Origin of the sequence: Microbulbifer mangrovi (genome assembly GCF_002009015.1) — a bacterium.
GTDB classification, from domain to species: Bacteria; Pseudomonadota; Gammaproteobacteria; order Pseudomonadales; family Cellvibrionaceae; genus Microbulbifer; species Microbulbifer mangrovi.
Genome location: NZ_LZDE01000245.1, coordinates 1 through 14,557 on the forward strand (window position 1 = coordinate 1; position 14,557 = coordinate 14,557).

Consider the following 14,557-nt stretch of genomic DNA (forward strand, 5'->3'; position numbering starts at 1 on the left):
GGGAAACGCTCAAAGTCGGGATTGGAAAAATCCACCATACTGATCGCCTGGCCCCCGGGGGTTAGGTCCAGCGGGCCAAAATACAGGTTCTCGAACTGGTCCGGCGGGAAGATGGTAAAACGACGACGACCGGCAACGCAGCAGGCAATATTGTCCAGCGCATCGTAATGACAGCTCGCCACCGAGGGATTGCCGATCCAGATCTTCATTTGCGCAGGGGAAACCGGATAGCCGCGATCAATACGGGGGATTGCCAGGTCGTTTTCCGACCTCAGTCCGGGAAAGTGGCCGTCTACCGAGGTGGAGGAGATATAAAAAGAGGTATAGGCCTCGCCTTCCGTATTTTTTCTTGCGGCATGGCCATCCAGCGTGTCCAGAATACACTGCAGCACTTCGTCGATGGGTGAGCGCAGGGTATCGTAATTCAGCGCACGCAGATCTTCGTCATAAAAATACCGACCGTCCGCAGTGCCGCGCCCGAAATTCACCAGGCACGGTTTGCCATTGTAATAGCTGGTGAGATAGTCCACCGCCGCTCCAGGTGAGCGCGCGCCCTCGTTTACCAGCTGCCAGTGACTCACCAACCCCTTCAGAACCACCGGCTTGCAGGTGGTGAGAATTTCCTGAGGAATTACCCCCGGCTCAAGCCCATCGATAACTTCCACCGGCGTTTCAACTTTCAGCAATTTTTTTGCCGCTTCTTCTGCCATGGCCTGCACCTCCCAATCACCCGGAATTTCGCCGGTTTAAAGACGCTGGTTCTTGCGCGCGACAAGATGTTCGATATTGCCGAGCGAGGCGATCATCAGGAATACCCCGCGCAGATAGCCGGCGGCATTCAGCGCATGCAGGGTTTCACCACTCAGCGCGTTCAGGCGCTCTTCGCTGACGGTGTAGTAGCCGGAAAGCTGGTGTTTGTCGCCATTTTTCAGATCGACATTGATGGACACAGGTTCGATCAGGCCCACCTCATCCAGTGCGGAAAACATCGCACGCGCGACTTCCGCGCCCTGGTGAATGATACGCAGCACACCGGAGATATGCTCAAGGTAAGCGCTGTTGCCACCAAACTCTTTAAACAGCGGGGTACCCCGGGTACGACTCAACCTGGGGTGTTCAAGATCCACAAAAACCATTGGTTGCGCGTTATCGTTATTTTCACTGCCTTCCTGAAATCCAATGATAAATGGGCCGCGAGCCACCATGGCGGGCACATAGTTGCCCGTCCAACCATTGGCAGGGGAATTTTCTCCTTCTGCCAGAAACAGGCTCTCCCCTTTCTGCAGACCGAGAATGGCAACCGCCTGAAATGTGTCGTCTTCGGGATTTTTTCGCAACAGGATTGGATACTCCCGCTGGATGTTTTCAAATTCGGTAGGAAACGTCATGACCGCGGCAGCACCATCACCCGCCTCGCAGGAATACTGTTCCACCACTTTGAGATCTGCATGCTCGACATTATTGAGCAGGACGTAATTATTCTTCATGGTTACCCCGTTATTATTATCTTTGAAGCTGCGCTTCGTTCAGGGACTGATATCTCTATCAGTTTTTATTTGGTGTGTACCTGAACTTCATACTACCGGCATTTTCTGAAAACAAAAAGCCGCTGTTTCCAGCGGCTTTTTGCACTTCACGTTACTGATCCTTCTCTACAAAATGTTTCATCAGGACAAAACTTTCCATCAGAATTTGTAGGAAGCACCCAGCTGGTAGCGGGCACCGAGGTCATCCATATAGCGCACCATACGCTCATTGCGGTTGTACTCAGTGATGTCCTCGCCGGTGATGTTGATGCCTTCAAAGGACAGGGCGATCTGATCTGTCAGGTCATAGCCCACGCTCAGGTCAATCTGTGAGAAGGTATCCACATAACGCGGGTTGCGCGAGGAGCCCTGGTTGGTGGCGGTAAGGAACTTATCACGCCAGTTGTACGCCAGGCGCGCCTGCAAGCCGAAGTTCTCGTATACCAGCACCACGTTGGCAGTATCGCTGAGACCGGTCAGGGCAAACTGGTTTTCAGTAGGCAATCCCAGGTTGTCGAAGCCTACGTCACCGCGCACGATGGTGTAGTTGGCCTGGACACCGAAGCCGGTTTCACCGAAGAAGTGCTGCGCGGCCAGTTCGGCACCGTGGATTTTCGCTTCGCGGTTGTTGATCGGCTTACTGGTGCGGAACACCATTTCGGGATCGCCACTTTCCGGGATCACATCCCAGCCATCGGTTTCACCCAGCAACAGCAGCTGCTCATTGGTACCTTCGAACACCCCGTTGGGGAAGACATCCGGGTTGTCGGTAATGGCTTCCGGGTGCTCCATCAACACCACCATGGCATAGAGGTTGGTGTCGTCGGTGGCCAGGCCCAGTGCATCGAGTTCAGCCGCTGCTGCCTGCGCACGCGGACCGGAAGTCTGGTCGAGAATACCGAAGTGGGTTTCGTCTTCCTGACCGGTACCGATAAAGTTATCCACACGCTTCTCGAAGAAGCCGAGCGATACATAGCTGGAATCGCCGTAGTACCACTCCACCGACAGGTCCAGGTTATTGGATTCCAGCGGCAGCAGTCCCGGGTTGGCTGAAGTTGCAGTGGGGATCGCACCGTTGCGGGTGGAACCGTCCAGGGCAAAGTTACCCGGCGCCACTTTCAGGTCACTGTAACCGGCGCGGGCGATGGACTTGCTGTACGAGAAGCGGCCCACCAGGTCCTCGGTAAACTGGATATCGAAATCCAGGCTCGGCAACAGGTTGTCATAGCTGGCTTTATCCGCCCAGGTTTGCTGATCCCCCGCTGCACCCGGCGAGAAGTCATTGTTGTTTTCCCAGACCAGGTAAGGGATGGGGTTTACCAGAGACTGGGAATCCACGTCGGTGGTCTCGTAACGCACGCCGGCGAGGAAGTTGACCGGCATATCCGCCAGTTCACTGTTCAGGCCAACCTGGAAGTAAGCCGCTGCGGTGTCTTCTTCGAGAGTGTCATTGAAGGAATTGGTATCGGAAACACACAGGCAGGTTCCCGGATACAGCGTGTTGGCGTAGCGCGTGAGTTCCACCGCATCGCCACGGAAACCGGTGACCGGGCTGCTGCCGGTATTGAAGTCCTCAAACTGACTGGCAACGTTGATGACGTCCAGCATATCCGCCGGGAATTCACCCGGGTTTGCAATCCCCCAGTTACCAAGCGCCTGGTTAACACCAGAGGTCTGGTAGGCACTCATTTCCATTTGACGGGTTTCGACACCGAAATCGAAACGGCCGTTATCAAATTCGAAGCTACCGTCGAATTTCGCCTGGGTAATGTCGTTTACCGAACCCGCACCGCGCACACGCAAAATCGAGGAACCTACGTGCTCCGCGGTCAGGGCATTACCAGGAACACTGGTGCTGTAGCCGTATTGAGGCGTGGTGCCAGTGAAGTCGAGGGTTTTTCCGGTAACGGTGGGTGAACCGAGGCCGATAGCCACTTCACCAGCGCGGTCCGGCCCGGTGGGCAGACTTTCCATGGACGAGTCATGCACGTCGAATGCCAGGGTCAGGCTGTCGTTTACCTCGAACTCTACATTCAGGCCGAGGGAATCCAGGGTATTGCTCTGGGACCGGTATTGCTGCTCGTAACCCACATCCACGGTGCCGCCGTAAGCTTCGGTAATACTGAGCGGAGTGGCAATTTCGGAATCATCGAACACCACGCGGGCAACGTTGGAGCCGTTCTGGATCCAGTTGGCCACCTCGCCGCGATGCTCTTCGATATCGTTATCCGCGTACAGATAATCGACGGTCGCAGTAATTTTTTCCGTGGGCTTGAATTGCAGGGTCAGCTGGCCGTTGAGGCGCTCGCGCTGGGTGTCGGAAAATGCGTAGCGGAAATCGTTCGGACGCGCGTACAGCTGGCCGTCCTGCGGTGCGTTGACGATTTCGGCCTTGTCCGCATCGGGTACGCCACCCTGGTTGTACAGATCGTCCTCGCCCCAAACACCGATGTTCCAGTTGTTGACGGTAACACCGGAGTAACCGGAATCCCGCTGCTGGTGACTCAGCGCGAGGGCCGCGCCCCAGGTTTCCTCTTCATTGGCGAAGCTCACGATGCCGGAAAACTCCGGGGTAATGTCATCGTTGTAGCGGTTGGTGGTGTCGGCTACGGCTTTCACGCCCACATTCGCCGTCAGGCCCGGATTATCCAGCGGGCGCATGGTATTGATATTGATGGTGGCACCGATACCACCGGTGGCGACATTGGCCTTGCTGGTCTTATAAACCTCAACACCGCTGACGTTTTCTGAAGCGAGGTTGGCAAAGTTGAATGCGCGGCTGGCGGCGGCGCGGGTAGTGCCGTCGGCGCCACTACCGCCACCGTAGGTGGTGCCGGTCGGCATGGTGCGGCCGTTCAGGGTAACCATGTTGTTGTCCGGGCCAAAACCCCGCACGGTGACTTCCGCCCCTTCCCCGTTAACCCGGTTGATGGATACACCGGTAATCCGCTGCAGGGATTCCGCCAGGTTGGTGTCCGGGAATTTACCCATATCTTCTGCGGAAATGGCGTCGACCACACCGGTGGAGTCGCGCTTGATGTCCATGGCGCGATCCATGGAGGCGCGGATACCGGTAACGGTCACCTCTTCCAGGGTGGTGTTTTCCTGGGCCAGCAAGTGCGGTGCACAGGTCATGGAAGCGATGGCCGCCACCACAGCACCGGACAGTTTTGTGCGTTTGAACATTTGGATTTCCCTCTTCGCATTTACCGCGAACGACCCCGATCGACTGGACCACTCCGATTTGGAGTCTGCGGTTTTTATTGGTTTTTGTTTAAATTCTAATCTTTATGGTACCGCTACCATAATAGAGATACGCCTGCTGACTCGGTGAGTCAAGTGGTTTATTCCCTATCTACTTGGAAAGACGATTCAACGGCGGGGATAGTCCCCCCGCATGCGGCAAAAAATTGCGGTGAAAAGGGGGCGGTGGAGCGCGCATAACGCGCGCCGCAGTAGAAAAGGACGACGAACGTGAACGATGAAAAAACCGTAAGGGGCTTCTCGCGACGGCTTCAGTGCCCCGGCGTCCAGGGGAATTCCAGCGCCCGGTAATACGCGAGATCCCGGGCCGGTGGCGCGACTCCGTCGGGGAGCGGTCTCGCCGATACAGACTGGAAGTAGGCAATGGAGGCATCTCGCCACCATTTTGCCTCGCGCTCCTGTACCGCCAGTAGCCGCGCGGTTTTATCAAACCGCTCCCGATCCACCAGCGGCGCAAGTGCCTGCCACTGCGTGCGCATCTCCTGCACCTCGGCAAGGCCGCGGTCGTAGCGGTATACCAGTTCCTCCCACAGATCCCGCCCCGAGTTCATCCGGTGATCCCAGGGCAAATGGTGAAACCACAGCAACAGGTCCTCACCCACACGACTGCGGCTGGCAAATTTCTCCACCACTGGCGTCGCGTACTGGGCAACCGCATTGCTGCCCTCCGCGGTGCGATCAAAGCCGATGCCATTGCGGTCGGCGCGGTGATAGTAGGCAGGATTCCATTCCGGCCGCGCCAGATCCGACACCCAGGGGCCCGGACCATAGTGGTGCCCGGTCGCCATCAGGTGCGCCAGGCCCAGGGGTGTCATGTAGTCCACCACCGCCTGGCGCGACGCGAGCATGATATCCAGTGCGCCTGCGAGCAGCTCCGGGTTGTCGGAGAAAGTGATCTTCAACCAGTCCCGAGCAACCGTCGCCGCAGCGAGATCCGGGTTCCACGCCATGCGCCCGAATACGTACCAGTTGGCCTGATTGAATGTGGATCCACTCCAGTCGCGGTCGCGGCCAATATTCGCCACCCCGGCAATCCCCGTGAGGCGCTGCCCGTGCAGGCTGCCGTCAATCACCTTCGTCACCGTGGAGCCCGGCCCCTCGGCAAATGTATCCGCGCGCAACACCTCTTCATACATGGGGCCCAGATAGGCCAGGTGGGAGGCAAAGCCCAGATACTCCTTGGTGATCTGGAACTCCATCATCAGCGGTGTTTTCGGCATGGCACCGAACATCGGGTGAAAGGGTTCGCGGGGCTGGAAATCGATGGGTCCGTTTTTTACCTGCACGATGACGTTGTCGTCGAACTGCCCGTCCAGCGGCACAAAATCGCTGTAAGCCTGTTTGGCGCGGTCCTCGGGATTGTCCTGTTGGTATACAAACGCCCGCCACATCACCACTCCACCGTGGGGCGCGAGCGCCCGCGCCAGCAGGTTGGCGCCCTCGGCATGGGAGCGGCCGTAGTCCTGCGGCCCCGGTTGCCCCTCGGAGTTGGCCTTGACCAGAAAGCCCCCGAAATCCGGAATCCGCTGATAGATTTCGTCCGCCTTGTGCTGCCACCAGCGCTGTACTGCGGGACTCTGCGGGTCCGCGGTTTCGAGCCCACCGATCTCCACCGGTGCACTGAAGCGGGCGGAGAGATACATGCGAATACCGTAGGGGCGGAACACCTCCGCCAGCGCCGCCGCCTTGTCCAGATAGCGCGGCGTCAGGCTATCCGCGCTGGCATTCACATTGTTCAGCACCGTGCCATTGATCCCGATTGCCGCATTGGCGCGGGCGTAATCCGTGTAGCGCGGATCCAGTACATCCGGCAGGTTCCACCAGTCCCAGATCGACTGTCCCGCATAGCCCCGCTCCACACTGCGATCCAGGTTGTCCCAGTGATTCAGCAGGCGCAGGCCTATGCGCGGGCTACTGGAGATATCTAAACCTACCAGTGCATCGCGGGTCTGCAACAGACGCAACAGGTGAAAACTCCCGTACAGCAGACCGCGCTCGGAATTCGCGGTAACCAGCGTACCGGTATGACCGCGCAAAGAAATGGCACGGATCAGGTACCCTTCCTCTCCCAGTGCATCCATCGGTAATTGCGCTGCGCGGACATCTGCGGAAGAGCCCGGCGTTGCCACCAGTACAAAGCCGTCTCCGCGAATCCGGCTCGCCATCTCGGGCGCGCGACCGATTAGCCCACCGACACCCCGTAGCAGTTCATCACCGATAGCCTGAAGTGTTCGCGAATCTTCCCTACCGGGAATCACCAGCTGCCGCAGTTGCGGCCGGTAGTTGTCCCTGGCCTCCACTTCCAGCGGCTGGTAGCGCAGCCACAGGTCGTAGCCATCTTCCGCATTTACGGTCGCCGCAAGGAGCGCCGAATACAGGAATGTGGCAACTAACAGCAGGTTTCGGGACAGGCAGGACACATCGCTCGACATAACAACCTCGTGGGCTTTTTATTATTTGCGGTGTTGATTCCAGCGTCCGGGGCTTTCTTTACGGCAGCACCCGGGGCTAAAATGGTAGCGCTATCAAAAGCAAAACCATAACACAGAATGGACCCCGCGGAAGCTACCTGAAGGGATATGGTTGCGGTCATATTTGATCGCTAAGCTGAGACTCAGTGTGTCCGACTGAATGGAGTTTTGCTCGCTCAGCCGCCACAGAACCACTTCCGAGCCCTCGCCACAGCGGAAAGGAAAAATCGAAATGCTGAGAATTAAGTCCGCCCGGGTTATCACCACTTCCCCCGGCCGCAACTTCATCACCCTGAAAATCGAAACCGAAGACGGTACCTACGGCCTCGGCGATGCCACCCTCAATGGCCGCGAACTGGCGGTGGCAAGTTATCTGCAAGACCATGTTGTGCCCTGTCTGATTGGCCGCGACGCGCACCAGATCGAAGATATCTGGCAATACCTCTATAAAGGCGCCTACTGGCGTCGCGGCCCCGTCACCATGTCCGCCATCGCCGCTGTCGACATGGCCCTGTGGGATATAAAAGCCAAAGTAGCAGGCCTGCCCCTGTACCAGTTGCTCGGCGGAGCCTGCCGCAAAGGCAACCTGGTTTACGCCCACGCCAATGGCGAGAGCATTGAAGAAACCATTGCGGAGGCAAAAAAATATATCGCCCAGGGCTACCGCGCCGTGCGCCTACAAAGCGGTGTGCCGGGGTTGAGTTCCACTTACGGCGTCAGCAAAGACAAGGAACGCTACGAACCGGCGGACGCCGACCTGCCCACGGAAAACATCTGGTCCACCGAAAAATATTTACGCAGCGCGCCGGAACTCTTCGCCCGCGCCCGGGAAGAACTGGGCTGGGATATCCACCTGCTGCACGATGCCCACCACCGCATGACACCCATCGAGGCCGCGCGCCTGGCCAAAGACCTGGAGCCCTACCGCCTGTTCTGGCTGGAAGATGCGGTACCTGCAGAAAACCAGGCCAACTTCCGCCTGATCCGCCAGCACAGCACCACTCCACTGGCGGTGGGAGAAGTGTTTAACAGTATCTGGGACTGCAAGCAGCTGATTGAGGAACAACTGATCGACTATATCCGCGCGACCGTGGTGCATGCCGGCGGCATCACCCACCTGCGGCGAATAGCCAATCTGGCAGCCCTGTATAACGTGCGCACCGGTTGCCACGGCGCCACCGACCTATCCCCGATTACGATGGCCGCCGCACTGCATTTCGGTTTATCCATCCCGAATTTCGGCATTCAGGAATATATGCACCACACCGACGAAACCAACGCGGTATTCCCGCACGGCTATACCTTCAACGACGGCTACCTGCACCCGGGTGACCAACCGGGACTAGGTGTGGATATCGATGAAGAAGCGGCAAAAGACTTCCCCTACCAGCGCGCGTTTCTGCCGGTAAACCGCCTGCAAGATGGCGGCATGCACGACTGGTAAAAGACGCCGGGTTATCCACAAAAAAGCCACCGGAATCCGGTGGCTTTTTCGTTAACGTTTTTTACCGGGAAATATTATTCACAGATATTCCCTGTGACCACCGGCACCTCGGCATTACTGCTGCCTTTTTCCCCCTGCATACCAAAACTGACGGTCTGGCCAGCACCGATGGTGTCGTTCCAGTCCATACTGCTCGCAGTAAAGGGACCCATGCCGTTCACAACCGCACTCCAGGTGTTCACTAAAGAAGTACCGTCGGTATAACCCCACTGAACTTCCCAGCCACTCACCGCCTCACTGCCGGTATTGGTCAAGCGCACTTCCGCGGTAAAGCCCGTGTTCCATTCGTTGGATACCACATACTCACAGTTCACACCGCCACCGGCACTGCCACCAGAACTGGAGCTGGAGCCACCGCTACTGGAGGAGCTCGAAGAAGAACTGCCGCCGGATGAGCTGGAGGAACTGCTGGACGAGGAACCGCCGGAAGAGCTACTCGAAGACGAGGATGAGCTACTTGAGGAGGAGCTGCTGGAGGAGGAGGAAGAGCCACTACTGGAACCAGAGCCGTCAAACGCTACGTCTACACAGCCGTGGAAACGCTCCCAGGTAAAGTAATTGCGCCCCCACTCCCCGTAGATGATATGCCGCCCTTCCCGCTCCGGCACTTCACAGGTGGTATGAAACAGGCTGTTGGCTTTTTCCGCGACCACATTGGGGTTCGCCGTGGGATTTTTGTCGTCGTAGTTCAGAACACAGAAGGCTTCTTCCTCGAAGTCATCCCAGGTCAGGGTCCCGCCCACCTGGTAATCGAAGCCCGGCTTGGTGATCCAGTAGCGGAATTCCTCGGTATCGTCCCAGTGCGGGCCCCAGCTGATATTCCAGGTAAATGTCTGGGTGCCGCCATCCATCGGGCTGGTGGGCCAGTCCAGCTGGTAATCCCAGGGCGTGGAGCCGCCATCCCAGGTTTCGCTGTCAAAGCCACACACATTGGTACTGTCGGCCTGTGCGTGACCCTGGGCATGGGTGAGCACACTCATAAACTGGTACATACCACTGAAGTCTTTCTGCGCGGCTTCGACGCAGGCCGGTGTAGTGGCCTGGTCCGGTTTTTCATTCAGGCCGCAATGAGCGTTACGCGCCGGCGGCTCCACTATCAGGCCGTGAGCGAATACCGCGCCGGCACACAGGGATAGCCCCAGCACCACCGCGCCTTTTGCCAAGGTACTTTTTTTACACAAACTTATTGCCATCATCACTGTCCTCTTATTCTACGTGTTATCGGTTTACTGCTGAGGACGTGACGGGACAGCTCGGAAGATGAGCCCCTTACAGCGCTGGCGATGCGCCGTATTGTGGATAAGATCAAACTAGTGGAGTGAATCAGGCGAAAATTGCCTGCACCAAGTGCGCGGTGACGTCGCCTTAGCAATCGATCGCGCAGTGGCGTCGGATAAATTCCCGGTGCGATGGCATTGCCGCGACCGAATTCTGCATCACGGATTGGATTTCCCGCATCCGCCCAGCAAACTGTTCCTCGGCCATGGCATCCACCAGCGGATGATAGCTGTGCGGCACGATTCCCTGCCCCAGCATCACTTCCATCCAGCTCAACTCGTTAAACAGCTCGCTGTTCGCACGTACGATGCGGCCACTCGCACGGAACTGATCGATTTTCTGTCCCAGGGAATCCGGGATATCCATAGTGCGACAGTAGTTCCAGAATTCGCTGTCGTCACGCTCGGTGGCGCGGTAATGGAGAATCAGGAAATCGCGGATACGATCCATTTCGAAATGGGTCTGACGGTTGTATTCGTCGATATCCTCCCGGGCAAAGTTGCGATCGGGAAACAGGCTCAACAGCCGCGCGATGGCAGATTGCACAAGGTGAATACTTGTGGATTCCAGTGGCTCCATAAACCCGCTGGCGAGCCCCAGGGCGATACAGTTTTTATGCCAGAATTGCTTGCGCTTGCCGGTGGTAAAGCGCAACAGTTTCGGCTCAGCCAACGGCTTGCCGTCCAGGTTATTCAACAGAATGGATTGCGCCGCGCTCTCATCCATAAAGCGACTGCTGAACACATGGCCATTGCCAATCCGGTGCTGCAACGGTATCCGCCATTGCCAACCGGCGCTGTGAGCGGTAGAGCGGGTATAGGGAAGCGGGGCGTCGTCGCCTTCGCAGGGTACCGCCCAGGCACTGTCACAGGGGAGCCAGTGGCGCCAGTCGTCATAGCCCACACCCAGTGCTTTTTCGATCAATAACCCGCGAAACCCGGAGCAATCGATAAACAGGTCGCCGTCGATAGTGCGTCCATCGTTGAGTCGTAGCGAGCGGATAAAACCGCTGTCGTCATCCAGCAGGGTATCTATCACCTTGCCTTCTATGCGTTGCACGCCGCGTTTTTCTGCATACGAGCGCAAATAACGCGCGTACAGGACCGCATCGAAATGAAAGGCATAGGTAATATTGGACAGCGGCGAGTTACCGGCATCGATGGAACGCATAAAACGCGCCTGCTGTGCCGCCAGCGCGGTGAGGGTGTATTCACCAATTTCCTGGCTGCCGCCGCGCAGATGCTCTTTCAGCCAGTAGTGGTAAAACGGGATACCCTCCATATCCTTGCCTACTTCGCCAAAGGCGTGGATATAGGAGTCCCCTTTTCTTCCCCAATCGACAAACTGGATCCCGAGCTTGAAGGTGCCGCAGGTTTCGCGCACGAACTCGTCCTCATCCAGACCGAGCATATGATTGAACACCTGGATCTGGGGAATGGTGGCTTCGCCTACGCCAACGGTGCCGATGCTTTCCGACTCCACCAGCTCAATGTCGCAAAATCGGCTTTTCAATACGCGGGAAAGCGCCGCCGCAGCCATCCAACCGGCAGTGCCGCCACCCACGATCACGATCTTGCGTATATTGTTATTTTTCATTTCTCTCAACCGAGTAGTATCCCGATTTAATCGCCGTTCCACTCAACGTTACCGGCCATACCGGTGGACTGCAAATCAAAAAAAAGACGCACTGCTTGCACAGTGCGCCGACGAGAAAGCACAACAGTTTCCAACTACTGGATGCCGTGCGGGAAACTCAGAAATTCGCCCTGGCGATCAAGGCGAAGCGGCGGTCCTGGATAAACCAGGAGCGTCCCGCTTCGGTGCCCTCATTGTCCAGCTGCATGATGGTTTCGGTCTGTGTATCCAGCAGGTTCGACACCTGCAAACCTACCGTCACACCATTGTCGAAGTTGTAGAACACCGATCCATCCATATACCCCGCATCGTCATTGAAAATCGGGTATTTACTGATTTCGTCGCGGGTGGTCAGCAAGTATTTGGAGCGCCAGTTGTACGCGAGGCGCGCGGACCAGGGACCCTTCTCATACATTCCCACGATGTTATAGGTATGCTCGGAAACACCGCGCAGAGGCAGTAGAGAAATATCCGGCAGCGGGTAGCGATCTGCAGTTTCCTCCACGCCGGTGGCCGGTTCCGCGCGACTGCCGATGCCATTGTTGCTAAGCCCCGAATCAATCCAAGTGTAGTTCAGCTGCAGGCCGAGGCCATCGAACGGCGCCGGCAAGAAATCGTAGAATTGCTGATAAGCCAGTTCCACACCCTGCATATAGCCATCGCCGCCATTGACGGTGGATTCAAAGTCGACGGTCTGAACCTGTCCGGTGTCCGGGTTGGCGAATTCCCGTGGAAATGCACCGGTCACAAACGTATCGCTGAGATCTTTATAGAACAGCGACGTGGTAAAGGACCCCACCTGGGCGAAATACCACTCCACCGATGCGTCGTACTGGATGGACTCCATCGGCCACAGGAAAGGGTTGCCACCGGAGCCAACCCAGTCCACCTCCGATACCGATTTGATATCGGTGCCGTTATCTTCCCCCTCTACCGGCGCTGGCGCGTTCGGCGGTAATTCATCCGGGGAGAATCGCACGACACCGAGCTGACGGGCACCGATTACTGCCTGGTTTTTCACATCAGACATATCTGGAAGGGCGATGGCCTTGGATACCGCAAAGCGGGTCAGTATCTCCTCACTCAGCTCCACTTTCAGATTGAAGCTCGGCAGCACGGTGCTGTATTTGCTCCAGCCTTCTTCCAGGGTAAAGGCATCATTACCGAAGGCTTTTTCTTCCTGAGTCAGCCAGTTGTTGGCATCGCGGGCATAGGCGATGGCGTCCTTGACGGTTGCGTAGCGACCATCTGCGACGGCCTGCTCACCCCATTCGTATACCGAGCCATAATCGTCCAGGTCCACCGGTGCACCTGCGGGATAGGGCAGACCGATAAGATCCGGGTACTGCACCGAGCCCAGAGCCTCGCGCTCCAGCTCCACGTAGCGCAGGCCGACATTACCGGAAAAGCGCAGTGCGGTTTCATCCGAGCCAAAATCCAGGCGCAGGTATGCGGCGCGATTGGTCTCGGTGGTATCGAAGACTTCCGGTGCCTGGAAGATACCTTCGGCAACGATGTCGTCGCGGGTCGGGTAGGGTTCCCAGGGATCACCGGACGGTGAAATAAACAGGTCGCGGTTCCCCTTCATGACGCCCATGACATAGTCGGCATCCGGGAACAGGAAGCCGCCCCCGGGTACGTTCACCACACCGCCGCGATGGAAATCCGTGAAGTTCACATATTCGTACGCCTGATCTGCCACTTCCGGGTCGGTCAGGTAGTAGGGTGTGTTCCACTCCGCGCCGATGGTGCCCCAGTTGTAGGAGGTAAGGCGCACGGTCTGGTCTCGCCTTGCCATGCGCGCGCCAAATTTGGCAGCGCGCAGCAAGCCAAAGGGCTCTTCGCTGAAATGGTAGGTGCCGTCAAAACGCCCGGCGATGGATTCGCCCTCGGATCGCTCGTAGTGATCCATGGCAGAGCGCCACCAGTAGTTTTCCGGGTTCTGGAACCAGTTGGGATCACTGCTGCCGTCATAGGGTGTATTGGGATCCTCGACGATCAGTGTCGGGGTATCGCCGCTGGCATCGTAGCTCTGCTGCAGCCACTGGCCGAGAGCGATTTGCAGGTCGTCGTCCTGGGTTTCCGCCTGAATATATTGCAGGTCGAAACTGTATTCCCAGTTGTCGTTCGGAGTCAGTGTCAGGTTCAGCGCGAAATCGTCGACGACGGTGTGGGTATCTTTCACCCGGGTATCGGTCTGGAATTTGGAGCCGTACTGGCCGTCGCCCGGTGCATAACCGCCGCGCCAACCGGCTTCGGTCACCATGGCGCCCTGCTCGAACACGCCGTTGTCATCGAAAGAAAACTCGGTTCCGGCCAGCGGTCCTACGCGGCGATCTGCATCGTAGGCGTCGCCCTGGTATTTAACGGCATTTTCCGCCCAGGACAGACGGGAATCCGAACGCATAAACTGCGCGGTGGCGAGGATGGTCTCGTCGGTATCCGCCCACTGGAACGCGGCCGCGTAGCCCTTGCGGGTGCGCTCATCATTTTTCTGGAAGAAGTTGGACGCGTTGGGAATCCACACCGTATCGAAACCTTCTGCCCCTGCGATCCCCTCGGCGGAATACTGCAGATAGGTATCCGACTGGATGCCGTGGGAAGTGCCCAGCAATTCCGAATGGGCCACATTGAACAGTACGCCGAATTCGCCGGCACTGGTCATCCAGCGGTCACTGTACAGGGCCGACAGACTCGGGGTGCCCTCTTCATCCAGGTCACCCTGGGAGTAATCCGCGGAAATGGAAACAGTCTGTTCCGCCAGGTCAAAAGGCTTGCGCGTGCGCAGGCTGACAGTGCCGCCAATACCACCCTCGATCATGTCTGCGGACTGGTTCTTGTAAATATCCACCCCACCCATCAATTCCGGCGGAACATCC

General features: G+C 57.5%; 8 protein-coding genes. 1 reads left to right on the plus strand and 7 read right to left on the minus strand.

The window, feature by feature from the left end:
- The 4 genes from B4U49_RS04035 to B4U49_RS04050 all read right to left on the minus strand — a co-directional run.
- The coding region (locus B4U49_RS04035) for a cupin-like domain-containing protein (protein ID WP_143735520.1) at positions 1-710 on the minus strand (710 nt) is incomplete at its 3' end.
- 36 nt (positions 711-746) lie between these two features.
- Entirely contained in the window at positions 747-1,487 is a 741-nt protein-coding gene (locus B4U49_RS04040; RefSeq protein WP_078083292.1) for a SapC family protein, read from the minus strand.
- A 198-nt stretch (positions 1,488-1,685) separates the two neighbouring features.
- Complete coding sequence (locus tag B4U49_RS04045) at positions 1,686-4,712, minus strand: TonB-dependent receptor (RefSeq protein WP_078083293.1); 3,027 nt, start codon at positions 4,710-4,712, stop codon at positions 1,686-1,688.
- 329 nt (positions 4,713-5,041) lie between these two features.
- Positions 5,042-7,222, minus strand: coding sequence for an alpha-glucuronidase family glycosyl hydrolase (locus tag B4U49_RS04050; RefSeq protein WP_078083294.1), 2,181 nt, complete (start codon positions 7,220-7,222; stop codon positions 5,042-5,044).
- Between the two features lie 271 nt (positions 7,223-7,493).
- Here B4U49_RS04050 and manD point away from each other — a divergent pair, with 271 nt between their 5' ends.
- Entirely contained in the window at positions 7,494-8,705 is a 1,212-nt protein-coding gene (gene manD / locus B4U49_RS04055; RefSeq protein WP_078083295.1) for a D-mannonate dehydratase ManD, read from the plus strand.
- Between the two features lie 74 nt (positions 8,706-8,779).
- On the opposite strand, the gene B4U49_RS04060 is transcribed toward manD, so the two are convergent.
- The 3 genes from B4U49_RS04060 to B4U49_RS04070 form a co-directional block, all read right to left on the minus strand.
- Positions 8,780-9,961 (minus strand): lytic polysaccharide monooxygenase, encoded by a 1,182-nt coding sequence (locus B4U49_RS04060; RefSeq protein ID WP_078083296.1) that lies wholly within the window; start codon positions 9,959-9,961, stop codon positions 8,780-8,782.
- Positions 9,962-10,130: 169 nt separating this feature from the next.
- A complete protein-coding gene (locus B4U49_RS04065) occupies positions 10,131-11,639 on the minus strand; it encodes a tryptophan halogenase family protein (protein WP_078083297.1) in 1,509 nt (502 codons plus the stop codon).
- A gap of 157 nt (positions 11,640-11,796) precedes the next feature.
- The coding region (locus B4U49_RS04070; protein ID WP_143735521.1) for a TonB-dependent receptor at positions 11,797-14,557 on the minus strand (2,761 nt) is incomplete at its 5' end.